Source organism: Pseudomonas sp. SDT291_1_S447, assembly GCF_054070155.1.
Genome location: NZ_JBSVXS010000001.1, coordinates 150,866 through 177,025, shown reverse-complemented (window position 1 = coordinate 177,025; position 26,160 = coordinate 150,866). Strand labels below are relative to the sequence as shown.

Below are 26,160 nucleotides of genomic sequence, written 5' to 3'. Positions count from 1 at the left end.
CTTCCAATGCCCGCAGTATTCCCTAGTCGTTTGCGTCCGTTGTTGCAGTTGAGCCTCCTGCTGAGCCTGAGTGCCAGCCCTGTGTTGATCCAGTCCAGTTGGGCCGATGACAACGCTCGGCGCAGTTACCAGGTGCCGGCCGGCAGTTTGAGCGCCGCACTGACCCGCTTTGCCGGGTTGGCCGGGGTCAATCTGTCGGTCGATCCGGCACTGGTGAGTGGCCGCAACAGCAACGGTTTGTCCGGCGAATTCGCTGTGGAGGAGGGGTTCGCTCGCTTGTTGCTGGGTTCCGGTCTGCAACTGCAACCGCTGGGCGAGCAGGCCTACACACTGATTCCAGTGGCCGAGGGCAGCAGCCTGCAACTGGCGCCGACGTCGATTCTCGGTGCCACCGGTTCCAGCGATGCCGATGTGTTTGCCGGCGGCCAGGTCGCGCGGCGGGGCTCGCAGGGTTTGCTGGGGTCGAAAGACTTCATGGAAACCCCGTTCAGCATGACCACCTACACCAGCGAGGCGGTGAAGAATCAGCAGGCGCGCACCTTGGGCGATCTGATTTCCAGCGATCCATCGGTGCGTGCAACCAATCCGGCCGGTGGGCGCTATGAGCAGTTCACCATCCGTGGTTTCAGTCTGTTCAACAGTGACGTGGCGTACAACGGGCTCTATGGCGTGTTGCCGACGTACACCATTGATATGGAAATGGCCGATCGTGTGGATATCATCAAAGGCCCGAGCCAGCTCATCAACGGCATTTCGCCGCGGGGCAGCGTAGGCGGGGGGATCAACGTGGTGCCTAAGCGTGCCACCGACAAACCGATCACTTCGCTGACGGCTAATTATGCGTCGAACAATCAGGTCGGCGGCGCAGTGGATGTCGGCCGTCGTTTCGGTGAGGACAACCAGTTCGGCCTGCGCTTCAACGGCGTCAAGCAGTCCGGTGATACCGAATGGGATCATCAAAGTGTCGACCGTGACATGGCCGTGCTCGGCCTGGATTTTCGCGGTGAGCGGCTACGGCTTTCGACCGATATCGGTCACACCGAGCGCGACACCGACGCGCCGCAGGAGCGCGTGCAGGTCGCGGCGAATGCCAAGGTTCCGAGCGCCAATAAGGTGCATCGCAACTACGCGCAACCGTGGAGCCAGGCGAAAACCGAGGACACCTTCGGCACAGTCAACGCCGAGTTCGACGTCAATGACTCGGTGATGCTGTACGGCGGTGTTGGCGCTCGCAAGAGCAATCACGACTTCCTTCGGCATGCGGTTTCCGTGACCAACGATGCCGGCGACTTCAGCGTGCAACCGCGTGATTTCACCCGCGACGAGAATGTCCGTACCGCCACGGCAGGTGTGCGCAACTGGTTCCACACCGGGCCGGTGAGCCATGAGGTCAACCTCGCGGCCAGCTACTTCTACATGGATTTCGAGAACGGCGGCGCACGTTACGCGGCAGGCCGCAGCAACCTGTATGACCCGGTGGAAACGGCGAAACCCGGCACGCCGACACGCAATGACGCCAAGGTCTATACCGAAAACCGCTTCAGCGGCGTAGCGCTGTCCGACACCCTGGGCTTTTTCGACGATCGATTACTGCTGACCCTCGGCGCTCGCTGGCAGCGGGTGAAAGTTGATGACTGGAGCGATGGCGTCAAAGGCGACACGGCTTACGACGAAGAAAAGGTCTCGCCATCGGGCGGGATTCTGTTCAAGGCCACGGACCGATTGTCGCTGTACGCCAACTACATGGAAGGCCTGAGCCAAGGCAAGATCGCGCCGTCGACTTCCATCAACGAAGACGAAATCTTCCCACCGTTCATTAGCCGCCAGGTCGAGGTCGGTGCCAAGTACGATGCCGGCGCCTACGCGTTGACCGCTGCGGTGTTTCGCATCAAGCAACCGGCGTACGAAACCAACGCCACCACGCGAGTCTTCGGCCCCAATGGCAAGCGCGAGAACAATGGCGTGGAGTTGAGCGTGTTCGGCGAACCGCTCAAAGGCTTCCGTTTGCTCGGCGGCGTGATGTACATCGACAGCGAATTGACCAAGACCACCAATGGCACCTTCGACGGCAATCGCGCGCCGGCGACGCCGAAATACAACGTCAATCTGGGCGCCGAGTGGGACGTGCCGACTGTGCAAGGGCTGACGCTGACAACGCGGGGCATTTATTCCAGCTCGCAGTATCTGGATCAGTCCAACGAGAAGGAAATCGATTCCTGGGAGCGCTTCGACGTAGGTACGCGGTACGCCTTCAAAGTCGATGAGAAAACCATCACCCTGCGCGGGAATATCGAGAACGTGCTGGATAAGCGTTATTGGAGTTCGGCAGGGGCGTCCGATGACAGTGAGCCGGGATTGACGTTGTCGACACCGAGAACCTACCTGCTTTCAGCGACGGTGGACTTCTGATTCCACTCGGAAAATCAAAAGCGTGCTATCAGCGAGCTGACCCACTCTCAGAGTGATGTCCTGACCACCAATGGACAGTCAACTCGCTGAGTTCCCGATAGCTCCAGGGTCTCGATCAGATGCCGTGCAGCCTGGCGCCCAATCTCGTAGTACGGCAGTTGCACGGTGGTCAGCGGCGGGATGAACAACTCGGCAATGCCGATCATGTTGTCGTAGCCGAGCACGGCGACATCGTCGGGAATTTTCAGGCCACGCCCCAACAACAGTTGATAGGCACAAAAGGCAATGCGGTCGTTGCCACAGATCAGAATATCGAATTGGGGGCGACCATCAATGACATGCCGGTCGAGAATGGCGGCTGTTTCACTGTAGGCATCATGATCGGAAAGGTCGTATTGCAGGAGAGTGTCAGGCGCCAGTCCGAATGCCTGACAGGCACTTTGCAGACCCTTTTGTCGTAGCCCCCATGCCAGACTCTGTTTCGGCAGATTGATACACAGAGGACGCTTGTAGCCGAGGCTCAACGCGTGGTGTACGGCGCGATACTGGCCCATTTCGTCGTCGGGCACATAACTGACGAGGCTGCTGTCATCTGCCAGACAATTGGCGAGCACCAGAGGCTTGCTCTTCAAGCGCTCGGGAATGCTGACCTGGCGAAACCCCATGGCGCTGAAGATCAAGCCGTCCGGACGGTGCGACAGCATCAGGTCGATGTTCTGGTCGGTGGGCGGGTTGCTCAGCAGGTTGAGGATAAAGACATTCCAGCCGGCCTGCTGCGCGGTCTGTTCAATGGACAGCAGCAGCTCGACCGCGAAGGGTGTGGTCGCAGTGTCCAGCGCGAACACACCAATGGTGCGCGACTGGAGGTTGTCACCGCGCATCTTGCGCGCTGACAGGCTGGGTACGAATTGCAGTTCATCAATGGCACGACGCACCCGTAGGAGGGTTTCGGGGCTCAGTTTTTCCGGAGTATTGAGCGCTCGAGACACCGTCATCAGGGACACGCCGGCCAGTTGTGCAACGTCTTTCACTGAAGTCATGCGAAGTGCGGCCGGTCAGGTTGACGCAGAATCATGACACAGGGCCCGGGCTTCTCGCGACCCGAATGACGCCGCTCATGACCATGCAGAACCGAGCGGCCATGCCTTGGCAATCGCGACGCGCCCGCCATTCCCGCTTGCCACCAGCTTCACGCCCAGACTGTCGGAGCGCGGATAGAGGCGACTGCTGAGGCTGAAACGGCCGTTTTCGTCGAACACCTCGATGGATGAGCGATCGAGGAACACGCGTAGCTCAAGTCGCTCTTGTGTCGGGTCTATCGAGACGCTGCGCTGGCCGGTGACTTGCGCACCCGAGCGGCTGCGATCAAGCACCAGGCGCTGCAGTGACGCATCGTAATAGAGCAGGGTTTCTTCACGGCCATCGTCGCTGCAGCGCAAGGCGACTCCCAAGTGGCCGTCAGTGCAGCCGAGCAGATCCAGATGCACATGGATTTCGAGCATGTCGCCGTTTAACTCCGGCACCCAGCGGGTTCCCGACGCTTCCCACCACGGCGTCCCCGGCAATTGCGTCATTCGCAGCGCGCTGAGCTCCCGTGCCGGATACACGCAAAGACGATCGGCGCACAGTTCCAGTTCGCGGGGTAATCCGAGCATGCCGCACCAGTGATGGGCCTGGCTCGGCATCGGGCTTTCCCACATGTCCAGCCATGCCCATAGGAGGCGCCGACCATCGGCGGCCAACAGCGTCTGCGCCGCATAAAAATCGTGGCCGTTATCCAGCTCGATAAAAGGCCCGCCCGTGAAGTGCCACTTGTTGTCGAGCTGGCCCACTCGATAACCGGTCTGGTACTTGTTGAGCCGGTCGTAACCGTCGGCTTGCATGCCTTGTGGTGAGTACAGCAGCACATCGCGTCCATTCAGGCGAAACAGGTCCGGGCATTCCCACATATAGCCATCGCCCTCGCTGCCGGCGGACACATAATCGAGGAATTCCCAGACGTGCAGATCCGTGGAGCGGTACAACGGCAGCAGTGGCCTGTCACCCAGACGTGCCCCGGCGATCAGGTACCAACAGCCATCTTCCTGCCAGACCTTGGGATCGCGGAAATGCATGATGGCGTCTTGCGGCGCGCTGTCGATGACGGCGCCATGCTTGATGAAGCGGATGCCGTCGTTGCTGGTTGCCAGGCACTGGACCTGTCGGATCAAGCGTTCATCACCCACTTCGTCCAGCCAGGTGTGCCCGGTGTAGATCAGGGCCAGGGTATCGCCACAGACCACGGCGCTACCGGAAAAACAGCCGTCGCGGTCGCAGTCATCGCCGGGGGCCAGCGCAATGGGCAGGTGCTGCCAATGAACCAGATCGGCACTCTTGGCATGGCCCCAATACATCGGGCCCCATTTCGCGTCGAAGGGGTGATGCTGATAGAAAACGTGATACTCGCCACGGAAGTACACGACCCCGTTCGGGTCGTTCATCCAGCCTGCCGGCGGGGCGATATGATAACCGGGTCGATAATCCTCGATGACGCGAGACTGGTTGTCAGCCAGGGCGCGCTGCGCAAGGTCAAGGGTCGAAGACATGGGATCGCTCTGGGTATTCAAAAAGGTCATAGGGCGTGTGCTCGGATTGAGCGCAGAGAGAGGTCATTCGGCACGGATTCAAAGGCGTGCGGGTGGCGCTTCAACGCCGTGCCGTCGGTGTCGAACAGGTGGATCTTGTCGATGTCCAGTTGCAGCTCGACCCGATCGCCTGTCTGCCATCCGGCGTTGACTTCACAGCGGCAGATCAATGGCTCGTCCTGCCCGGTATCGAGGTGCACATAGGTTTCACTGCCGAGGTATTCGACCCCGGTCACGACGACGCCAGCGGTTCCCGCCGCCGCTTTGAGCGACAAGTGTTCCGGGCGAACGCCCAGGCTCAGCGAGGCGTCCGCCGCCAGGTTCGAGCTGTCGAAGGGCAGGGCGGTCATCGCCAAAACCGGAGTATCGACCAGGCTAGTTTCGCCCGGTGCATGCAGGCGTGCCGGCAGGAAATTCATTTTCGGCGAACCGAGAAAACCGGCGACAAAGCGGCTGGCCGGGCGCTCATAGAGTTCGCGCGGTGAGCCGACCTGCTCAATATGACCGCCATTGAGCACGACAATTTTGTCGGCCAGGGTCATCGCTTCCACCTGGTCGTGGGTGACGTAGATCATGGTTGAGCGCAATCGGGCATGCAGTCGGGCGATTTCGTTGCGCATCTGCACCCGCAAGGAGGCATCCAGGTTGGACAGCGGCTCATCGAACAACAGAATGTCCGGCTCCCGCGCCATGGCCCTGCCCATGGCCACACGCTGACGCTGCCCCCCCGACAGTTCTTTCGGTTTGCGTTGCAGCAGTTTGTCCAATTGCAGGATTTGCGCAGTTTTCAGTACCCGCTCGCGCAGGCTGCTCTTTTCAGTTTTGGCCAGTTTGAGACCGAAACTGATGTTGTCGTAGACGCTCATGTGCGGGTACAGCGCATAAGACTGAAACACCATGCCGACGCCACGTTCGCGCGGTTCGAGGTCGTTGACCCGGCGCCCGTCGATCAGCAGGTCGCCGGCACAGATCGAGTCGAGCCCGGCGATCAGTCGCAGCAGTGTCGACTTTCCGCAGCCCGAAGGGCCGACGAACACGACGAATTCACCCGCCGCAATCTCCAGGTTGATGTCGCGAAGAATCCGCGCGCCGCCCAATTGTTTGTTCACGTTGTCCAGTTTCAATTTGATCACGATGCTGTTCCTTGTCTTTGTTGGGCATCAACCCTTTAACGCGCCGGCAGTGAGACCGGAAACGATTCGGCGCTGGAAGATCAGCACCAGAATCACCAGTGGGACGGTGACCAGCACCGAGGCAGCCATCAACAAGCCCCAAGGCAACTCATGGGGGCTGCCGCCGGAAATCAACGCGATGGCGACCGGCACCGTGCGTTGGCTGTCGGTGAGGGTAAAAGTCAGGGCAAACAGAAACTCGTTCCACGCGGCGATGAAGGCCAACAAGCCTGTGGTGACCAGTGCGGGCCAGAGTAGCGGCAACAACACGCGGGTCAGCGTCACCCAGGGCGACGCACCATCCATGATTGCCGCTTCCTCCAGTTCATGGGGGAGTTGCCCCATGAACGTGGTCAGCACCCAGACGGTGAAGGGCAGGGTGAAAATCGTGTAGCTGAGGATCAACGCCCACGACGTGTTGTACAGACCCAAGGCGCGGATCACCTCGAACAGCCCCGACAGCACCGCGACCTGGGGAAACATCGACACGCCAAGCACCATCATCAACACCGTGCCACGCCCACGGAATTTCACCCGGCCCAAGGCATAGGCTGCGGTCAGGCTGAGGAACAGCGCCAGGGTGACCACGCACAGCGCAACCACCAGCGAATTACCGATCGCTCGCAGGAATGAGGCCTGGTGGAGGACCGCCGCGTAATTGGAGAAGTCGGGATGTTCGATCCAGTAACTCACCTCGAACAAGGCGCTGGAGGGCTTCAGCGACGTCACGATGGCGTAGTAGAACGGGAAAACCGCATACAGCAGCAAAACCCCGATCAGGCACCAGAAGCCGAGGCGCAACAGCGCTTTTTTCAGCAGGCGCGGGCTCATGCGCGGACCTCCAGTTGACGGCGTCCGAGGTAGAGATAAAGCATGGCGATCACCGCGACCACGAGAAACAACAGCGTCGACGCCGCGCTGCCGTAACCGACATCCTGGAACTCCACCAAGTGCTGGCGGGCATACACCGACATGCTCATGGTGCTCGACGAGTTCGAGGTCAGCACATAGATGACGTCGAATACCCGCAGGGAATCGAGGATGCGGAAGATCGCCGCCACCAGCAGTGCAGGCATCAACAGTGGCAGCGTGACACGCCAGAACACGTTCAGCGGATGAATGCCATCGACCCGGGCCGCTTCGTAGCAATCGCTCGGCAACATCTGCAAGGCCGCCAGCATCAGCAGGGTGACGAAGGGTACGGTTTTCCAGACGTCAACGATGATCACCGCCCACATCGACAGGTCGGCATCCGCCGTCCAGGCCAGGGGGGCGTCAATCAGGCCGAGGCTGAGCATCAGGTGATTGATGATGCCGAACTGGTCGTTAAGCATCCATGACCAGATCTTCGCCGAGACAATCGTCGGAATCGCCCACGGAATCAGAATCAACGCTCGCACCAGAGAACGGCCGGTGAACTTGATGTTCAGCAGCAACGCCACCAACAGTCCCAGCACGACCTCCAGTCCCACCGAGACCACCGTGAAATACAACGTGTTGCGCACCGCATTCCACCATTGTGGATCGACGAGGATGCCCGACCAGCCGGCATCGCTGAACAACAGATAATTGCTCAGGCCAATGAAGGTTGCGCCACCGGTGTCCGCCAGGCTGGCGTCGGTCAGGCTGAACCAGAATGTGCGCAGCAGCGGCCAGGCTGCCACCAGGGCCAGGCAGACCAGCATTGGCGTCAGAAACAGCCAGGCAGCGCGCACCCGGCGACGTTGTACAGGCGTTTCCCTCGTGAGCAGAAGCTCGTCAAAGGGGGCATGGGTCGTAGAGACAGACATGGTGATTTCCTTCCTTGTGGCTTACCAGTTCCGGCGTTTGATGCGCGTGAGTTCGCTTTCCAGTTCGGCGAGTGCCTGATCGACGGGCAACTCGCCCGCCAGCACGCCATGCACCCGATCGAAGAACGCATTGGAGACCCGTGGATAGCGATCGGCAGTGATAGCGGCGGGGCGCATGACCCCAGCGTTGAGAATGCTGTGCAGCTGAGCGTAATAAGGCATGGCCGCGAGCAACTCGGGATCTTGATACAGCGACTCGATCACCGGGTTATAGCCGCCTTTCAGCGCTCGACGTTTTTGCTCTTGGGCATTGCTCAGGTAGCTCACCAGTTCGGCGGCAAGTTGGGGATGAGCGCTGTAACGCGAGACCGCCAGGCCCCAGCCACCGAGGGTGGAAGCATGCTCGCCGGTCTCGCCGCCGCGGGGCAGGGGAGCGACGCCGACCTGGTCTTTTACGGCGCTGTCCTGGCTTTGCACCAGGGCCCAGACATAAGGCCAGTTACGCATGAACAGCGCATTGCCCGACTGGAATACGCCACGTCCTTCTTCCTCGGTGTAATTGAGCACGCCACGCGGGGAGATGTCGCCGACCCAGCTTTTCGCCAGGGTCAACGCCGCTCTTGAGGCCTGGCTGTTGACTACGATGTCGCCGCGTTGATTGATCAGTCCGCCTTGCGGCTGGCTGCTGATCCACTCCAGCGCATTACACGTCAGCCCCTCGTAGGCACGTCCCTGAAAGATATAACCCCAGAGATTGGCGTTGCCGGCGTCGCGCTCGGCCTGTTGCACAGCCCTGGCGGTAGCGGTCATTTCCTCCCACGTTTGAGGAACCTGCTTGGTGTATTTCTCAAGCAAGTCTTTGCGGTAATACAGCAGCCCCGAGTCGGTGAACCACGGCATCGTCACCAGCCGCCCGTTGACCGTGGCGTTATCGACCTGGGCCTGGAAGTAGCCTTGGGTCGCGTTGGCGGGAAGCACCTCACGCAGATCCATCAAGTGTTTGGCCAGCATCCCCGGCCAGACCATATCGATTTGAATGATGTCGATGTCGGCGGACTGCGCACTGAGGATCTGCTGGTAGAACGACAACCTCTCGGTTGCCGAGTTAGGCGTGGAGACCACTTCGACGTTGTTGCCAGTCTGTTTCGACCATGTCTCGACGGCCTCTTTGCACAGCTGCAATTCCGCACCCACCGCACCGCAGGAGATCGTCAGATCGGTTGCGTTCGACACGGATGGCAGTGCGGCAGACAGGGTGATCAGTGCAACGGGCAGGAGCGATTTCAGGTGTTTCATCGAGCGTTCTTTATTTTTGTTTTTAGAAAAGTTAACGTTAACATCGCCAAATGTAGCAGCGTATTTGCGAGGAGGCATCCTTTTTTTGTCGTTTGTGACAACTCGCGACTCACGCAAAAAAGGCAACTGCGGCAACCAAAAATAAAAACAAAACAGGGAATCAACATGCAGAAAGGATCAAGCTGGCTACTGGTCGGCGTGCTCGGCACATCGGCGGCGGCTTCTCAGGCCGCGACGCTGGAAGAGCGCATGGCCGCGCTTGAAGCCCGTGCCAGCGCAGCGGAAAAGCGTGCGGCCACGGCGGAACAGCAGACCCAGGCGCTTGCCCGGGAATTGCAGCAGATCAAATTCGCGACACCGCCCTCACAGTCAGTCGCGTCTAACGCAACAGCCATTTCGGCGCCTGCTCTGGACACCCGACTGGCAAAACTCGAAGCTCGTCAGCAAAGCCTGGAGAAGGAGGGCAATTCCGGACACCTCACCGATGGGTTCAGCTTCAACGGCTATGCGCGCTCCGGATTGCTGGTAGACGAAGGGATGGGTGGTGGCCGTGGCGGCCCTTACACAACGCCGGCCGGCTCGGTGGGTGGTGCAGTCGGGCGACTCGGCAACGAGGACGACACCTACATGCGTATCGACCTTTCGAAAGAGCTCTATGCGCAAAACGGCACTCGTTCCAAATTCACGGTTTCCATCGCCGACGGCCTGGAAAGCTCCAATGACTGGACGGCCGACGAAAGCAACCTCAACGTGCGCCAGGTATTCGCCACGCTCGACCATGTCGCTGCATTCAAAGGCAATTCAGTCTTCGAAAACGCGACGTTGTGGGCGGGCAAGCGCTTCGATAGAGATAATTTCGATATCCACTGGCTGGACGCCGACGTCGTTTACCTCGCCGGCACCGGCGGTGGAATTTACGATGTGCAGATGAACAAGCATTGGCGCTCCAATTACTCGTTGATTGGGCGTAGCTACGGGGATTTCAGTCAAGGCGGGATTAATGCCGATGTGGAAAGCTACATCCTGACCTCCAACCAGTTCTTTGAGGATGGCCAGTGGCAGTGGATGTACAACGCCATCGGCGCCAAGAAAAACGATTTCGGCACCCGCACCAATAAAGCCGGTTTGACGCCTGCGGATAGCGGTTTGCACAGCATGCTGGCCAATCACCAGAAGACCTTTTTCGGCAGGGAAGGCTTCTTCAAAACGGCGCTGCTCTATGGGCAAGGTCTGGGGGCCGAGGTCAAGAACGTTGGCTCGGACGGTGAGTTGATCGACGACGCCCGCGCGCTGCGTCTGGCGCTCTACGGTGAGACCCCGCTGACCTCTGACTGGCGCATCGGGCCCAGCGTGCTGGCCGAACAGAGCAAGGATCGATACGTCAAAGGTGACGACTACCGCTGGCTGACCCTGAACGTGCGCTTGGCCAACACAATCAACAGCAACTTCGAAATGGCCTACGAAATGAGCTGGCAAACCATGAACCTCGACCCCAAGGGCTATCTACAACGTAATGCGGTCGATGGTAACTTCTGGAAATTCACGGTCGCCCCGACATTCAAACTCGACGTCGGCGATCTACTCTCGCGTCCGGAGTTGCGAGTGTTCGCCAGCTACATGAACTGGTCTTCGGATCTGGACAGGTTCAGTACTAACGACTCCTTTGGCATGTCCGACTTCCAGGCGGGAGGGGTGTGGCAATACGGCATCCAGATGGAAACCTGGTTTTAATCGTTGAACGCACTTGCCATAGTGCAGTGCTGGAGCGGCGAGGGATGCTCCAGGCTAATGATGTCGTTTCTTCCCAGGATGGATAATTACCAATGCTCAAGTTCAATGCTCATCTCGGTTTCCAGTTCAATGAATTGCCTTTTCTGCAGCGCATCGAAGCCGCCGCAGCCGCCGGTTTCCGGGCAGTGGAGTTCCCGTCGCCGTATGAATTCGACGCCAGTCTGCTTGCCGACCACCTAGCCCAATACAGTTTGCCGTTGATTCAGTTCGCCGCCCCGGCTGGCGTGACCAAAGGCATCGCCGCGTTACAGGGCAGGGGCGAGGAGTTTCGTGACGGGTTGCTCCAGGCCGCCCGCTACGCAAAGGCGCTGGCGTGTGTGGATGTCCACATCATGTCGGGCGTTACCACGCAGAATGACGCTGAGCGAACCTACGCGGGCAACCTGGAATATGCGGTCAAGTACATGGAAGACCAGGGGCTGCGGCCGCTTATCGAAGTGATCAGCGCGGAGGCGATGCCGGGCTATTACATGTCCGACTTCAGCAAGGCGCAACAGGTACTGGAAACCTTTCCGAGTGTCGGTCTGATTCTTGATCTTTACCATGCCCAGCTTTTGACCGGAGACGCAGCCGATGTGCTGGCGCGGTTTTATGACAGAACCGTCCATGTGCAAATTGCCGATTGCCCGGGTCGTCACGAGCCGGGAACGGGGAGTCTCGACTTTGCAGCGTTGTTCGCGGCGCTGGAGCAGCGCGGCTACGCAGGATGGATCGGGTGTGAATACCGTCCTTCTGGATCTACTGTTGCGAGTCTTGAGTGGATCAAACAGCTAAGTGTTTAGGTTCTAGACGAAAATCTTTGAGTCGCTGATGTAGGGATAATTGCCGCCATCAAAGGCAGAAGCCCTTGATGGCCGAGCGAGAAGAACTCGTCGATATCGGACTGACGCTGGCGAGTAGGGGATTTATGCCTGATGCGGTTTTTGTAAGTCGAACTATTTTGTTCGGAGATTGTGATCCGGCAGGGGTGGTTTACACCCCGCGATTCTCATATTTTGCTGTAGAGGCCATTGGTGTAGCACTCGACAGATGGGTAGGGGGGCCGGGGCTTAGAGCGGTGATGAGTTTTAATATATTGCCGCCGGTTCGTGCGATGTCGATCGAGTTGCTGTCTCCGGTGACGTGGGATGACGAATTGACTATTAAAGTCAGCGTGGCCAGGTTGGGCGAGCACTCTTTTACTTTTTTGGTTGGGGGGGTTATAGACGAAGGCGTGCTGGCATTTACCGCGAATGTCACACACGTTTGTGTCTCACCGGAAAGTAAAGAAGTTGTACCCATTCCAGCTCCGTTGCGAGCGCTTCTTTCGTAGATGATCAGACGGACTCAACAAACGTTTGGGGGCTGTCGAGTGTCCGGTTGTGGCCAAAATCTACCGTTCCTCACCGGGAGCTATGGGGCGATTGCAGCGTTGGTGACCGGCAGCAATCGGCCAGAAGCTGCCATTCAGGATGGCTATAAAAGTGAGGTCGATTGAACAGCGTTTAAAACCCCGTTGAATTCAAATCCCGTTCGCTTGTGTTGAAAAATAATGGTGTGATTGCGGTTGGGCCAAAAGTGTTGGCCTAAGCAAACAAGCTAAGGATGGCAATGAGCAAAAGTACGGTCCGTTTTGCACCATGGGTCGGTCCACACTACGAGCGTGGCATTCACGGTCTACGCATTCTCATGGTCTGCGAATCTCACTATGGGGCCAAGGAACATGAACGCCCGACAGTCACACCCGAGGTATTGAAGGCCCTGGCTTTAGGCCAGAAACACCCTCAAGCCACAGCTAAGCTTCGGAAACATGCGCATTTCACCAAAATAATGGCTTCGATCCTGAATGCTAGGAAGCACTTTTCCAAAGTAGATAGGAGTGAGTTTTGGCATTGCATTGCCTACTACAACTTCATCCAAGAGTTTATACCCAGTATCCGCAAAGCACCGTCGAGCGCAGCTTGGGAGAAAGGTAAGCAGCCTTTTACTGAAGTCTTGGAGGTATTGGCACCAGAGCTGATTGTCTGCTTCAGCAAGCGCAACGGTGATCGAGTTACCGCGTTAGCGGGTGGTGTGCCTGTGGCGGTGGCTAATCACCCGTCATCGCAGTTTGCTTATTCCAAAGTCAATCCCATTATCGCTGAACAGATCGAGCGGGCATTAACGCGCAAGGCGCAAGTAGCAGATTTTGATAGTACCAGCGCTCTATATTTACGCTGGTGCGAGGCCACAGCTTCTGCCTTGCCCACACCAGGACAATATCTTTCGGATTCGGATAGGCTTGAGCTTATTGCGAAGCGGATGGAATGGATGTCTGCGCTCGACAGAGCTGCATTGGCGTAGGTCACGCGTTCGCTTCAACAGAAAAGGAAAGAAAAGGGGACCAACCAGAAAAGGGGACTAGTAGCTGAAGTGTGACCTGCGCGCCGCCCGTCTTAGCGACGCACGTGTGCGTTCAATCATGCATGCCTGAATAGCCGATTGCACAGTTGTATTGCTGCTCGGCGGGCAAGATGCCATCATCAACTGAACCCTGGAGCTTCATGCAATGCTCAGGATCTATACCGGCTGCATAAGGAAATATATGAGCGTCGTGACTGTTAGAACAAAGGACGAACTGGCTAAAGCTAGAAAGTCGGGCGTGGAGCAGATTGTTGTTCAGGGAGAGCTCGCCGACAAGGTCAAGCGTGGAAAGAAGATTGCTTTGGCTGGTTCTATCACCGTCGCAGCTTTGGCGGCAGCGCTTGCTGCCACGCCAATGACCGGAGGCCTCTCATTTCTCGCAGCAGCCCCGGTTGCCGCGCTGACCGGGCTTGAAATCGCCGCCATTATTGCAGCTGCGTCGATTGGACTAGCACTCATAATTGCCTTGTTTAAGGACTATGAAGAGATTTCATACGAAAACGGTAAGCTTGTGCTTAAAAAGAAATCATCATGACTGTATTCATACTAGGCTCCATACTTTTTTAGAAAACAAAGGGGACTGATTTATTTTCTGAGAAATAAATCAGTCCCCTTTTCTTTTGTGTCGGAGTCGATTTCGTCTTTGACGCTGCATGAGCTGGGCGCTTGACCTTCGCCTCAAGATTTTTCATACAGACCCTAATAAGAGCTACGGCATGGTGTAGGAGTTCTGTGACTGCCTTTTGACATTATATTTAATCGCGAAGATAAAGTTTCTGTCATCGCTGCCGATAGATGAAATGCCGATGCTATAGATGTTGATAAATATGAAGTGGAGAAATTTCATGACGAATAAGTGGGCGTTCCGTTCACTCGTGTCAGTAGGGTGTATTACTATTTACGGCGCTTCGATAGTTTTTTTTGTGCTGCCTGCACTATTGTTCATGCCAAAACTGAAGGACCAGATCCTGGAACCAGCCAAGGAACTATACCGATATGTGCATGCGAATGATGACGTCGATCTGGCATATGGGCGAGCCTGCACGCAAGATCTTAGCGTTTGTATTGATTCTTTCAACTTTCAAGGGGACGTAAAAGAAGGTAGTTACAAGCCTTTCCTGCGTCAAATAATAACTTTGATGAAACTTCACCCAGAGGTTAATACCCTCTGCCTTAACTCAGGAGGCGGCAATCATGAAACGGCTGCGCAAATTGCTGGCTTTATCAAAACCAACCAGTTGAATACGTGCGTGGCTGATACATTGCTCACTGATGAAAAACCACAGGTAGGAGGTGCGCGTTTCACTGCTTCGTGCCAGTCCGCATGTGTATTTATCGTCTATGCGGGCATAAAGCGCTTGGCCGTTGGTGATCGGTTCGTTGTGGGGCTGCACTCATCGAAAAGAAAATTCGAAAGCAGCGACGATGCTGACCGCAGGGTGCTGAATCAGGCTGCCGGCTCTGCTGAGCGCGTAACCTTCATGAGTGATGAGAGTGAACGAAACGTCTTGCGCGAATATAAGGGAAAGTTATCGATTGCTGATGAGGCATTCAAAAAATTTCTGACAGCTACTGCGCTGACTCCAGCCAGCCGCATGTACTATGCGAGCGAAGCGGAACAAATGGAACATCAAATATTTACCCAGCGTTTACACTGATTAAGTTGGCTTGTAACAACAGGTCAAGTGCTGAGACAATTCTGAGCGGTTGGCCAAACGTGCATGACGTGGCTTGAGCTTGTATGGCCGCTTATCGGTACCATGGCGGAGTTGGCAAGGATGCGTAAACCAAAGCAAGAAGTGATGATTCACTCAGACCAAGGTAGTAGTTCAGCAACTCAGACTGGCAAAGTTTCCTGAAGGCTAACAATGTGTATGAGTCGGCGAGGAAACTGCCATGCCAACGCCGTTGCCGTAACGAGCAATAGAGCCAGCGACAAAGAATTTTAATACTCACATATGAAGAGTGAATAGATAGTTCAATTTGCTTTATAACCAATAGCCTCAAGGGCTTGCCGGACAATCGCGCTGACCGACTTCGATTCGACTCCTTTACGCATGTTTTTATAAGCAATTTTAGAGAATTCGTGTATTAGATCACAAGATAGGCTTATCGAAACACTTTTACATTCGACACTTTTAATGTCAGGGGTGGATAGCCGAGCAGTCAGCGCAGGGGAGGTCGTTGCTATGTCCAGACGTCTCCCCAGCCGATGCGACGGACCACTGAGATTGAGCAACTGCTTCCGCATTAGTGGAAACCAGCCTTACTTAGGCAAGGTGAGTTGGCCGGACGCTTATCCCACAGGTACAGCGCAAGCCTGAATGCTGTTCATATTCCAGTGGGAGTTGGCTTGCCGGCAATGCGGCGGGTACTGACTACAGCACCTTGGATCGGTGTCTGCTATGGGTCGTTTGCAGCCCATCTCGACAGGCAGCAAACGGCCAAAAGCAGCCGCTCGGGAGTGGCGTGTTTTGACCGGACGCTGCCGCACCCGAACGGTTGCATGGGCTGATAGAGAACATCTGCTTTACGCCTCCACTCTCAGCAAACGGCCGACACCCTGATGAACTCATTCACTGAGCATGTCGCCAGTTTGACGTCTTTTTCTCACACAACTGATCGTCAAAAGCACAGCGGCTGCAATGCCTTGTGTACCGCACATAAGCCAGATTAGGCCTATGTGAAAAAGGACCCAGGCACTCAAACCTAAAATCAGTGTTAACAATACCCCAAGTACAAGTAGTGGCAGGTGTTGCACAGAGGGGCTGTCCTCCAGCGAGTCGGAAAAAATGCTCCAGCATGCCCATTGCGAGAACAGCGACAGCAGAAGCCACAACATGATCACCCCCCAACCTGAAAAGGATTGTGAGGTGAACAGGTTGATCGTCGAGGTGATGGTGAACCAAAGAGTGAAGACGAATGTAGTGCTTGAAGGTACGGTATAGGCTGGAAGGGCAATGGCTATCTGAATCAACTTGAGTGTTTGCAAACGAGTCATTCATACGCTCCCTGCGAGTTGAATTTTACCGCGCCCTATGGACTCTTCAGTGACTATAGATCAGGAGTTCTTTGAGGGGAGTATGCTGACGGTCAGCTTTTGGCCGATTACCGTCATCCACGAGCATCGATTTTCGAGCAACCTATGAGTTGCTCTCGATCAAAAGTGGTCGCAGGGCTTTTGCTTACCTGCTATAGCGCGCATTGGCGCTTGGTATCTTCGTTAGCGATACCTCCCAACGACGCACGCGATTGGCGCATGGGTACACAGCTCGCTAAGGTCATGATTCGTTTTTGATCCTGCCCATAAACCGGGGGCGAAGACGTCACCATCACCTTCAGCGGAACCGACATGCGATATCGACGCCTCGACCTTAATCTCTTGGTTGCGCTGGACGCTTTACTGAGCGAATGCAGCGTCAGCAGGGCGGCCGAGCGTCTGTGCCTGGGGCAGTCAGCTGCCAGTTCGGCACTGGGCCGCTTGCGTGAACATTTCAACGACCCGTTACTGGTACAAGTCGGGCGCCGCCTGGAACCCACCGCGTTGGGTCTGGAGTTGCTGCCAAAAGTACGTGCTGCATTGGCACTGACACGGGAAGTCGTCGACGCGCCACTAAGTTTTGACCCGGCGAACTGCGACCGACACATCACTCTGGTGGCCTCCGATTACGTCGCCGATGTGCTGCTCCCAGCGGTAAGCCGTGTATTAGCGCGTATCGCTCCGGGTATTCGCTTGAGCCTTCGCGATATGCCTGTGCCGCGCGACGGCGATGTCGTCAGCGAAGCGCTGGATTATCGGCGCAGTGATTGCGTGATCGTGCCGCAGCGACGGTTGAATCCGGCCTATCCCCATGTGCCGCTCATGACGGACCAGCTCTGTTGTATCGTCTGCGCCCAACAGCTCCAGTTTGCCGAGCAATTGAGCCTGGCCGACTATCGCGCCGCGGCGCATGTGGTGCGCGAGTTTGCCGACGGACACAATCTGGCGATGGACGCCATGCACCTGCATGAACTCGGAATAGAGCGGCAAGTGGCCGTGACCGTTGAAAGCTTTGTGCTTATGCCGCAATTCATTGTCGGTACCGCACGCATTGCCACGGTGTTTCAACGACAGGCGCAACGCTTCGCCCAGCGTTATCCGTTGCGCGTCCACCCGGCGCCGGTGGCTTTTCCCGAGGCCGTTCAAGTTTTGCAATGGCATCCCTATCAAGAACATGACCCGGTCATGCAGTGGTTTCGCGGCCTGCTTCTGGAACAGGCCGCGTTGCTCGATCAACCCTCTGTCTGATCGCCGCTGTCGGCGACCAATCCGGCCTTGGCGATGGCCAGCAATGCGCAGCGTTCGTCGTTGTCCGAGGTATCGCCACTGATGCCGATAGCCCCGATCACCACGCCCTCGGCATTACGGATCAGCACACCACCCGCCACGGGAATCACCTCGCCGCCGGTCAAACTGTTGATCGCATCGAAAAACGCTGGCATTGCCTGCGCGCGCCGCGCCAGTTCACGCCCACCAAAACCCATGCCCAGGCAACCGCGTGCCTTGCCGATGGCGATTTGCGGGCGCAGGAAGGTGGCGTGTTCGTCGCGCAAAACCGCCAAGGGATGGCCGGCGGCATCCAGTACGGCAACGCCCAGCGGTTTGATCCCGGTTTCCCGAGCGATGCGGATGGCATCGCTGGCTATGGTCGTCGCAGTCAGTAAATCAAGTCGTTGCATGGCCTCTGTCCTCATACGGCCCACTTGCCCAGTTGGGCCACGCGGTCGCGGGTGTAAAGATCCGTCCATTTCAGTGAGTTGAAGTCGGACACCTGCTTGGGGTTGTAGGGGCTGCGATCCATGCGTACCGGTTGGCCGGCCTTGTAAACGGCCTTCAGGCGCGAACGATCCTGAAGGAGGCGGATGTCGTCCAGTGGTGAACCGTCGAGTACGAGGAAGTCTGCCTGCTTGCCCACTTGCAGGGTGCCGAGGGTTTCACCGCGCGGCATGCAGCGCGCGCCGACAGCGGTCGCGGCATATAAGGCTTCGGCCGGGGTGAATCCAAGCCGAGTGACAAATAACTCCAGTTCACGAGCGTGCCACTCGCCGTAAGGCGTCACCGCGAACCCGCTATCACTGCCGCAGGCGAACGGTACGCCGGCCGCTTTGGCGCGTTTGAGTACCGCCGAACCGACCTCCAATGTGCGAGCACAATAACCGGCATAACCGGTGCTGATAGCCGGATCATGGGGCTGGCAGAAGTCCACGGTGTTCTGCGGGAACGTCATGGTCGGGGCTAGGATGCTGCCGGCCTCGAGCAAAGCTTCGATGCACGCGTCGTCCATGTAAAAGGCATGGAAAACCAGATCAACGCCTGCACGCGCCGCGTACATCACGGCTTCGCGACCGTAGGCATGCGTGGCGACTTTGCAGCCCAGACGATGCGCTTCCTCGACCATTTCGAAGGTTTCGTCGGCAGTGAAGGCCGCAATGATTTCGCCGTTGGGGCGGCGGTGCGTGCCGTCCATGGCAATCTTGATCAGATCAACGCCATCCTTGGCCTGCTTGCGGATCTCCGCGAGGGCGTCGCTACGGCTGGTGACCAACTGCGCGGTGAAGTATTCCGGGGCGCCCACCCGACTCGGGAACCAGTCATTCAGACTCTGGCGATTGGTGATGACGCGGCTGCTGGCCGCGATCCTCGGACCTTCAAATAAACCAGCGGTCACCGCATTGCGCACGGCGATACTGAGCTGGCCGCTGTCGCCGGGGCAGACCATGCTGGTGACGCCGGCGGCCAGTACGTGTTGCGCGAAGAACATCCCGCGCAACGCGCGAAATTCGTCGCTGGTCCACAGATCAATGTCCTCTTCGCTCTGCGCGTTGCCGAAGGCCAGATGCGTGTGCACGTCCACCAGCCCCGGCATGACGAAATTATCCCCCGCATCCACCAGTGTATCGCCTGGCTGGGGAGCGGGTGCCAACGCAGTAGCGCCGACGTAACTGAGCAGGCCGCTTTCGACGATCAATGTCTGTTGTTGGCGGGTTTGCAGTCCGGTGCCGTCGAACAGGGTCTGGCATTTCAGGTGCAGGGCAGTCATGGCGTCTTCGCTATGTGATTGTTATGCAAAGAGAGGCTAGAGAGCAGGCGAGGGGACGACCAGCAGATTGCATCGATGGCTGCGCATTGATCGCGTCAATAGCTGCGCCGGGCAGAAGCCACCAACGAAAACGCCGGACAATCGTGGGATTGTCCGGCGTTTTTTTGTGCGTATCTTTCAGTAGATCAAGCGGTGCGACCGCCGAGGGTTTCAGCAACCCAGTCGGCAATGTATTGCCCGGCATTGATGCTGTTGTCGAAGCTCGAATGCTGCACGCCGCCTTCACGTTCGGTGAAGATTTTCAGTTCGCATTTTGGACTGTTGACCAGTTGTTCGTAGGTGCGATGCGCCCATTTCAACGGAATCTGCGAATCCTGCTCACCATGGGTCACCAGGAACGGCACCTTGATCCGATCGAGCACGCCATCGAGGTGGACGTTTTCGGCGATGGTCATGAACTCTTCGACGTCCTTGGCGCCCCACACCCAGCAGACATGCGCCCAGTAGTGCGGCACCGGGAAGCTGCCTTCTTTTTCCAGTCGACGCTTTTGCACATCACGCCAGTCATGGTTGGCGCCCCAGACTACGCCGCAGGCGAAGCGTGGTTCGAACGCAACCGCGCGCGGGCAGTAATAACCGCCCAACGAGACGCCTTCGAGTCCAATGCGTGCAGCGTCAACATCGCTTCGGGTTTCCAGCCAGTCCACCACGCGACTGGCCCAGTGTTCACTGTCGAATCGTGCGGTCAGGCCATGCAGGCGCAGCGCTTCGCCGGTGCCGGGCTGGTCGATGATCAGCGAAGAGATGCCGCGTTTCGCCAGCCACGCAGGCAGACCCACGCGGTATTTCATTTCTTTGGTCGAGTCCAGACCGTTGACCTGCACCAGTATCGGCGCCGGACCCTCGACGCCTTCGGCGCGCACGAGCAAGCCGGAAAGATGTTTGCCCTCGTAAGGGATTTCCACCCGTTCACAGTTTTCACGCGACAGTTCGATGCCTGATCGTCGATATCATCGGCGGTGGCCATGACGCAGGTATACGCTACGGCGGCACTGTGCCGGAGGACATGATCGCGCAACGTTTGTCTCCGGACATACGCTGGGTCGTCGCCGGCGCTCCGCAATACCTGAAGCGCTTTGGTGTTCCAGAGCATCCGCAGGATTTGCTCAAGCATCGTTGTTTACGCATTCGCTTGGGCAACGGCTGTATGTACAACTGGGAGTTCGAGAAGGGCGAGGAAGCCGTTTCGATTGCGGTTCCCGGGTTGATCACCATCGACGAAACCCGTGTCGGTCTGTCTTTGGCCAGGCAGGGGGCCGGCTTGATGTATGCCCCAGAGCCGGCCATGGCGCCGCTTGTCGCGAGCGGGTATGTCACGACAGTTCTTGATGATTGGGCCAGCATTGCACCTGGTTTCCACATGTACTACTCAAGTCACCGGCAGTTACCGATGGGCCTGCGTCTGTTGATCGACCTCATCCGCGAACTGCAGCCCCTTGATGAGCCATGAGAGGCCTCATCGCGATGCCTCATATTGCGCTTCGCTGACCTGCTCCATCCATACGACATTCTTGCCATCCACGGCCTCTTGGATCGCGATATGGGTCATACCCGTGGTCGCGGTCGCCCCGTGCCAGTGTTTAACGCCGGGTGGGGTCCAGATCACATCGCCTGGCTTTATCACGGTTTTTTCACCGCCCACTTGCTGAATCCAACCCACGCCGGCGGTGACGACAAGCGCCTGGCCTTTGGGATGTGTGTGCCAAGCAGACCGAGCCCCCGGCTGGAAGGTCACCGCACCTGCAGAAACAGTAGAGGGTTCACGCGCAGCGAAAAGAGGGTCGATCCTTGCGTTGCCGACGAAATTACCTGGAGCCCCCATCAGTGAGGCTTGGTCGCCATTCCTGACAATGCTCATGGCTTGATCCTTAGGAAGATCCGCTGCGTGCGCAGAGGCGTCGGACAGGATCGTGGCAGTCAGCATCGAGGCGGTGACGAGTGTTCTCATGAGGCAAGCTCCTGCAGGATATGCAATAGAGCTGACAAACTATTCCAAGACCCACCTGAGGACTACACGGCAAAACCGACATGAAGCGATGAATATCTCTCATTAGTCCGGCTGTGTGCCTGCTCCTACTGACTCGAGTCCTCTAGCGCAGTCGCTACCTGGATTGCTGAGTATCACTCATCAGAACATCCCGGATTTGCCCCATATTCATCTTCTTCCTCCTTGATTAGCGTGGGTGGCCCCTGCGCACACACCCCGTCAAGCATGGTGTGATTGGGTTGACCAAAAGTGCGGCATTGGAATATGCAGCTGGGAATCAATGCTTGAACCACTGGCAGCGCGGCCTTTGCGATCCATGCCTGACGCCCACCCGTCCATCAAAGGAAGAGCTACATGTCAGAATCGAATCCATCCAAAGCAAGAGCGATGACGGTGATTGCGCTGGGCATCATCATTCTGCTCGCTGGGCTATGCATGTTCGCGGGTGGCAGCTACCTCATTACCTTGGGCGGCTCTTGGTACTTCGCGCTTGCGGGCCTTGGCATGACGCTCGCAGGTGTGCAATTGGTTCGCCGTCGAGCTTGGGGTGCAGTCGTTTTTGTTCTGGTTTTCCTTGCTTCGGTAGTCTGGTCTTTATGGGATGTCGGATTGGCGTTCTGGCCGCTTTTTTCCCGCCTGGTAGCGCTGGCAGTGTTAGCGCTGTTTGTATTGCTGGCAATGCCGTGGCTGCGTAATGGCGGCAAATCCTTTATCAGCAAGATCGCTTACGCAGGCGCCGCAGTGGTGGCTGTGGCCTTGAGTGCTACGTTTTATGCAGCCCTGCAACCGCAACCGATTCAGACAGCAGAAGGATCCTCACCACCTGTTGCTGGTAAGGCGGTGGGCACTGTCGAACCTGCTGCGGATTGGCGTTATTTCGGGCGCACCCCGTCAGGTACGCGTCACGCTGCGCTGGACCAGATCAACCCGCGCAACGTATCCGATTTGAAAGTGGCTTGGACGTACCGCACCGGAGAGATTCCGCAGGGCAGGGAAGGGCATGTTGTCACACCGCTTCACGTTAACGGTGTGCTTTATGGCTGTACGCAGTCGAGCCAGTTATTCGCCCTGGACGCTGATACGGGAAAAGAGATCTGGCACCACAACCCGAATGTACAGGCTAACAACGTGTATCCGCGCTGCCGTGGAGTGGGTTATCACGATGCAACGACCGAGGTTTCAACCGCTGACGTTCAGATACCCGTAACAGCCTGCTCGCGCCGGATCATTTCAACGACCGTCGACGCTCGAATTGTTGCCGTCGACGCGCAAACGGGAAAGTCCTGCGACGATTTCGGTGATCACGGCAGCGTTAGTTTGCGCGGCGGTATGGGCAGCGCTGATCAGGACCTCTATTTTCCGACAGCAGCTCCAACCGTCGTGCGCAACCTGATCGTGGTTGGCGGCCTGGTGTGGGATAACCAGAAAACGGGTGAGCCCTCGGGTGTCGTTCGTGCCTTTGACGTCCATACGGGCAAGCTCATTTGGGCGTGGGATTTGGGTAATCCAGCCATCCTGCGTGAACCACCAGAAGGCCAGAGCTACACAGCGGGAACGCCCAATGTCTGGTCGACTCCGGCTTTCGACGATGAACTGGGTTTGATCTACCTTCCAACCGGTAACGCCACGCCCGACTTTTGGGGCGGCCACAGGACTGCGGCGGATGATCGTTACTCTTCATCAATCGTAGCGCTGGATATCGCCACTGGCCGTGAGCGTTGGCACTTCCAGACAGTGCATCATGACCTTTGGGATTACGATGTGCCGTCGCAGCCAGCGCTGTATGACGTGCCGGACGGTCAGGGGGGAACGCTACCGGCGTTGATTCAAACTACCAAGCGCGGCCAGATCTTCATGCTGGATCGACGTAGCGGCACGCCGATCGCTCAAGTCGAAGAGCGCCAGGTTCCGCAAGGAGGCGTCGCAGATGATCGGCTGTCGCCAACACAACCGTATTCGGTGGGAATGCCGGCCATGGGTACAGAACCCCTCAGCGAAAAACGCATGTGGGGGCTGACACCTCTAGATCAACTGATCTGCAGGATCGACTTCCGCAAGGCACGCTATGAGGGTGAATTCACTCCACCCAGTGAGCGTCTGACCCTCCAGTATCCGAGCTGGTTGGGCGGTATGAATTGGGGTTCTGTTTCCGTTGCCGAGAATCTGGGTTACATGATCGTCAATGACACCAGGGTTGCCACGTGGAGCCGGATGATTCCCCGAAAAGCCTATGATGAAGCCGGCACAACAGGTGACGGCCATGAGGGCAACGCTCCTCAAGCGGGTACACCGTGGGGTATCGAGATGGGGCGTTTTCTGTCGCCCTTGGGCATTCCGTGCCAAGAACCTCCATACGGCACGATCAGTGCAATTGATCTGGCGACGCGCAAGGTCGCCTGGTCTATACCGTTGGGAACGACCGAGCAAACTGGCCCACTCGGAATCGCCACTCACCTGCCTATGCCAATCGGCATGCCCACTCGCGGCGGGCCCATTACCACGTCCAGTGGTTTGGTGTTCATCGCCGCAGCACAGGACTTTTACATCCGCGCTTTTGATGTTCGTAGCGGCAAAGAACTGTGGAAAGGGCGGTTGCCTGTCGGGGCCGAGGCAACACCGATGACGTACGTTTCGCCAAAAAGTGGCCGACAATATTTAGTCGTCAGCGCTGGCGGTAATTCAGCCACGACGCAGAAGGGTGACTACGTGGTGGCGTATGCGCCGCCGCAGTGAAGAGGGGGAAACCTGATGGGTAAACGTTTACTAGGAGTGGTGGCATTGGCTGGATTACTGGCAGGACAAGCCCTGGCCGCCGGGGAAAATGGCTTGGTGGTGCGCATCGCGCAACTCGAAATCGATCCTGCACAGGTTGCGGCCTATCAAGCCGCAGTCAAGGAAGAGATCACAGAGTCGACTCGAACAGAGTCGGGTGTCATATCAATCTATGCCGTCGCCGAAGTCGACCGCCCGAACTGGTTTCATTTCTTCGAAATCTACGCCAGCGATTCGGCATACCGAAGCCATATCGAATCCCCGCACTTCAAAAAGTACGCTGCCACAACCCAGTCGATGATTGTGTCGAAGCGCTTGATTGAAACCACGCCAATCGAGCTTAGCCCTCGGCCTGGCCCGTAACCGGCTAGTTCGAAAGAGATTTGTGCGCTGGGCAAGCTGGTTTTTCAATGGAGCAAAGTGATGAAAAATTTAAAGGTGATGGCAATTGCAATGGCGGGACTGGCGTTTTTTGCGGCGGGCAGTTGTCGCGTGATGGCTTCGGACGACCACGCGGCAGCACCACCGGCCTACTATGTTGCCGAGTTTGAGGTGACCGATCCGGAGGGGATGAAGCCTTACAGTGCTCAGGTTGAATCAACCTTCAAACCCTATGGCGGACATTTCATCGTGCGTGGCGGGAAGACCATTTCGCTTGAGGGTGAAGCGCCGAAGCGACGCCGTGTTGTCATCGAGTTTGCGAGCGTAGAGAAAGCCCAGGCTTGGTACAACTCTGCGCAGTACACCGAACTGAGGAAAGTCCGCCAGCGTTCAGCCAAGACGGATGTCTACTTGATCGAGGGAGTACCGGCGCAATAGTCACTGAGTTGCCTTGGTCCGGCAGTAATTGAAAAAAGGTGTCCACGAAGAAGCCGATCGGGGGGAGGTTTTGCGTTGAGGGTAGGGCGACTCCGTCATGATTGCCTGGCGATACCACCGGCGTAGATAATTTCAAAAGCAGTGGCGCGAGCGTGGCCCTATATTTACTAGAAAGCTTGCGGCTCACGTTTAACTACACTAAATGGTCGTTTAGTCGAGTTAACGTAAAATGGCATCATATTTGACGGAGAAGAGACCGTGATCATGCGTGAAACCAAAGCTGGAGACATTATTAAATCGTTGGATCTACAGCCTCACCTCGAAGGTGGCTATTTCCGTAGAACCTATCAGGCCGATCATCGCGACCCACTCAAAACCTCCAGCGGCCCACGGTATCTGATGACCTCGATTTACTATCTGCTGGATCAGCAATCACCGGTGGGCCAGTTTCATTTCAATCGATCCGACATCCTGCATTATTTCCACCTGGGCGACGCCATTGAGTACAGCCTGATTCATGCTGACGGCTCATTGCAGACATTGGTGATGGGCACTGACATTCTGGCAGGACAACTTTTGCAATTACACGTACCGGGTGGACTATGGAAAGCTTCGCGGTTGCTCGAAGGCGAAAACGGATTTGGGCTGATCAGCGAAGCCGTTTCTCCAGGATTTGATTTTGCCGATATGGAACTGGGTAATAGGCAGAAACTCACGCAGCAATTCCCACAGCATCGAACGCTGATTGAAAAGCTGACGCGTGATGAGGGTTGAGCGCCGTCGAATTCAAGGAAAAGCTGTGGATCGGATTCAGGGCGACTCTGTAGGTTGAAATCTACGGTGCAACCGGGCTGGTCTCGTAATATCTTGTTGCGTGTAATGTATATTATGTTAAATCAATGTCAATTGATTCATACAACGACAGTTGTCACCAGTAAAATGCGCTTACCGCATACGCATCCCCCTCTCAATGCCTTT

The 26,160-nt window shown here is 57.0% G+C and carries 22 protein-coding genes and 2 pseudogenes; 13 read left to right on the top strand and 11 right to left on the bottom strand.

All coding sequences use genetic code 11. The annotated features are described in order from the left end of the window. Positions 1 to 6 precede the first annotated feature (6 nt). On the top strand, positions 7 to 2,409 hold the full coding sequence (locus ACW9IR_RS00785; RefSeq protein WP_457461175.1) for a TonB-dependent receptor: 2,403 nt from the start codon (positions 7 to 9) through the stop codon (positions 2,407 to 2,409). A gap of 47 nt (positions 2,410 to 2,456) precedes the next feature. On the opposite strand, the gene ACW9IR_RS00780 is transcribed toward ACW9IR_RS00785, so the two are convergent. The 6 genes from ACW9IR_RS00780 to ACW9IR_RS00755 form a co-directional block, all read right to left on the bottom strand. Continuing rightward, a complete protein-coding gene (locus ACW9IR_RS00780) occupies positions 2,457 to 3,449 on the bottom strand; it encodes a LacI family DNA-binding transcriptional regulator (protein ID WP_095118844.1) in 993 nt (330 codons plus the stop codon). A gap of 75 nt (positions 3,450 to 3,524) precedes the next feature. Then, positions 3,525 to 4,994 carry a glycoside hydrolase family 32 protein gene (locus ACW9IR_RS00775; protein ID WP_457461172.1) on the bottom strand — a complete coding sequence of 490 codons (1,470 nt, stop codon included), beginning with the start codon at positions 4,992 to 4,994 and terminating at the stop codon, positions 3,525 to 3,527. Between the two features lie 26 nt (positions 4,995 to 5,020). Further along, positions 5,021 to 6,166, bottom strand: coding sequence for an ABC transporter ATP-binding protein (locus ACW9IR_RS00770; RefSeq protein ID WP_457461170.1), 1,146 nt, complete (start codon positions 6,164 to 6,166; stop codon positions 5,021 to 5,023). Positions 6,167 to 6,193: 27 nt separating this feature from the next. After that, positions 6,194 to 7,036: a carbohydrate ABC transporter permease gene (locus ACW9IR_RS00765; RefSeq protein ID WP_016986707.1), complete on the bottom strand. Its 843-nt coding sequence runs from the start codon at positions 7,034 to 7,036 to the stop codon at positions 6,194 to 6,196. Then, positions 7,033 to 7,995, bottom strand: a complete 963-nt coding sequence (locus ACW9IR_RS00760) for a carbohydrate ABC transporter permease (RefSeq protein ID WP_077572821.1) — start codon at positions 7,993 to 7,995, stop codon at positions 7,033 to 7,035. The genes ACW9IR_RS00765 and ACW9IR_RS00760 overlap by 4 nt, the downstream gene beginning before the upstream one ends. 21 nt (positions 7,996 to 8,016) lie before the next feature. Beyond that, positions 8,017 to 9,291 (bottom strand): ABC transporter substrate-binding protein, encoded by a 1,275-nt coding sequence (locus ACW9IR_RS00755; protein ID WP_457461167.1) that lies wholly within the window; start codon positions 9,289 to 9,291, stop codon positions 8,017 to 8,019. Positions 9,292 to 9,456: 165 nt separating this feature from the next. On the opposite strand from ACW9IR_RS00755, the gene ACW9IR_RS00750 reads away from it, so the two are divergent. The 6 genes from ACW9IR_RS00750 to ACW9IR_RS00725 all read left to right on the top strand — a co-directional run bounded on the left by ACW9IR_RS00750 (position 9,457) and on the right by ACW9IR_RS00725 (position 15,122). Beyond that, the gene (locus tag ACW9IR_RS00750) at positions 9,457 to 11,022 is read left to right on the top strand and encodes a carbohydrate porin (RefSeq protein ID WP_457461165.1); all 1,566 of its coding nucleotides are present in this window, start codon (positions 9,457 to 9,459) and stop codon (positions 11,020 to 11,022) included. A 92-nt stretch (positions 11,023 to 11,114) separates the two neighbouring features. Next, the gene (locus ACW9IR_RS00745) at positions 11,115 to 11,864 is read left to right on the top strand and encodes a hydroxypyruvate isomerase family protein (RefSeq protein ID WP_457461163.1); all 750 of its coding nucleotides are present in this window, start codon (positions 11,115 to 11,117) and stop codon (positions 11,862 to 11,864) included. 125 nt (positions 11,865 to 11,989) lie between these two features. After that, positions 11,990 to 12,394: an acyl-CoA thioesterase gene (locus ACW9IR_RS00740; RefSeq protein WP_457461250.1), complete on the top strand. Its 405-nt coding sequence runs from the start codon at positions 11,990 to 11,992 to the stop codon at positions 12,392 to 12,394. A 278-nt stretch (positions 12,395 to 12,672) separates the two neighbouring features. Continuing rightward, positions 12,673 to 13,404: a hypothetical protein gene (locus tag ACW9IR_RS00735; protein ID WP_457461161.1), complete on the top strand. Its 732-nt coding sequence runs from the start codon at positions 12,673 to 12,675 to the stop codon at positions 13,402 to 13,404. Between the two features lie 205 nt (positions 13,405 to 13,609). Further along, positions 13,610 to 13,999 (top strand): hypothetical protein, encoded by a 390-nt coding sequence (locus ACW9IR_RS00730; protein WP_457461159.1) that lies wholly within the window; start codon positions 13,610 to 13,612, stop codon positions 13,997 to 13,999. Between the two features lie 310 nt (positions 14,000 to 14,309). Continuing rightward, positions 14,310 to 15,122 carry a hypothetical protein gene (locus ACW9IR_RS00725; RefSeq protein ID WP_457461157.1) on the top strand — a complete coding sequence of 271 codons (813 nt, stop codon included), beginning with the start codon at positions 14,310 to 14,312 and terminating at the stop codon, positions 15,120 to 15,122. Positions 15,123 to 16,036: 914 nt separating this feature from the next. Here ACW9IR_RS00725 and ACW9IR_RS00720 read toward each other — a convergent pair. Beyond that, positions 16,037 to 16,465, bottom strand: a complete 429-nt coding sequence (locus ACW9IR_RS00720) for a hypothetical protein (protein ID WP_457461156.1) — start codon at positions 16,463 to 16,465, stop codon at positions 16,037 to 16,039. A gap of 351 nt (positions 16,466 to 16,816) precedes the next feature. On the opposite strand from ACW9IR_RS00720, the gene ACW9IR_RS00715 reads away from it, so the two are divergent. Next, a complete protein-coding gene (locus ACW9IR_RS00715; protein WP_457461154.1) occupies positions 16,817 to 17,752 on the top strand; it encodes a LysR family transcriptional regulator in 936 nt (311 codons plus the stop codon). On the opposite strand, the gene ACW9IR_RS00710 is transcribed toward ACW9IR_RS00715, so the two are convergent. From ACW9IR_RS00710 to ACW9IR_RS00700, 3 genes and pseudogenes are all read right to left on the bottom strand, one after another. Further along, positions 17,737 to 18,183, bottom strand: coding sequence for a GlcG/HbpS family heme-binding protein (locus ACW9IR_RS00710; protein ID WP_457461152.1), 447 nt, complete (start codon positions 18,181 to 18,183; stop codon positions 17,737 to 17,739). The genes ACW9IR_RS00715 and ACW9IR_RS00710 overlap by 16 nt on opposite strands. A gap of 11 nt (positions 18,184 to 18,194) precedes the next feature. Further along, positions 18,195 to 19,544 (bottom strand): amidohydrolase family protein, encoded by a 1,350-nt coding sequence (locus ACW9IR_RS00705; protein ID WP_457461150.1) that lies wholly within the window; start codon positions 19,542 to 19,544, stop codon positions 18,195 to 18,197. 185 nt (positions 19,545 to 19,729) lie between these two features. Further along, positions 19,730 to 20,542 (bottom strand): annotated as a pseudogene (locus ACW9IR_RS00700) (alpha/beta hydrolase family protein); the annotation flags it as partial. A 5-nt stretch (positions 20,543 to 20,547) separates the two neighbouring features. On the opposite strand from ACW9IR_RS00700, the pseudogene ACW9IR_RS00695 reads away from it, so the two are divergent. Next, positions 20,548 to 21,054: pseudogene (locus ACW9IR_RS00695) on the top strand (LysR substrate-binding domain-containing protein); the annotation flags it as partial. 6 nt (positions 21,055 to 21,060) lie between these two features. Here the strand turns inward: ACW9IR_RS00695 and ACW9IR_RS00690 are convergent. Then, positions 21,061 to 21,552, bottom strand: a complete 492-nt coding sequence (locus ACW9IR_RS00690) for a (R)-mandelonitrile lyase (RefSeq protein WP_457461148.1) — start codon at positions 21,550 to 21,552, stop codon at positions 21,061 to 21,063. Between the two features lie 393 nt (positions 21,553 to 21,945). Between ACW9IR_RS00690 and ACW9IR_RS00685 the strand changes: the two genes are divergently transcribed. The 4 genes from ACW9IR_RS00685 (at position 21,946) to ACW9IR_RS00670 (ending at position 25,956) form a co-directional block, all read left to right on the top strand. Next, the gene (locus ACW9IR_RS00685; RefSeq protein ID WP_457461146.1) at positions 21,946 to 24,324 is read left to right on the top strand and encodes a membrane-bound PQQ-dependent dehydrogenase, glucose/quinate/shikimate family; all 2,379 of its coding nucleotides are present in this window, start codon (positions 21,946 to 21,948) and stop codon (positions 24,322 to 24,324) included. A gap of 15 nt (positions 24,325 to 24,339) precedes the next feature. Next, positions 24,340 to 24,726: a putative quinol monooxygenase gene (locus tag ACW9IR_RS00680; RefSeq protein WP_457461144.1), complete on the top strand. Its 387-nt coding sequence runs from the start codon at positions 24,340 to 24,342 to the stop codon at positions 24,724 to 24,726. A gap of 60 nt (positions 24,727 to 24,786) precedes the next feature. After that, a complete protein-coding gene (locus tag ACW9IR_RS00675) occupies positions 24,787 to 25,182 on the top strand; it encodes a DUF1330 domain-containing protein (protein ID WP_150729188.1) in 396 nt (131 codons plus the stop codon). Between the two features lie 264 nt (positions 25,183 to 25,446). After that, positions 25,447 to 25,956, top strand: a complete 510-nt coding sequence (locus ACW9IR_RS00670) for a cupin domain-containing protein (RefSeq protein ID WP_457461141.1) — start codon at positions 25,447 to 25,449, stop codon at positions 25,954 to 25,956. Positions 25,957 to 26,160 lie beyond the last annotated feature (204 nt).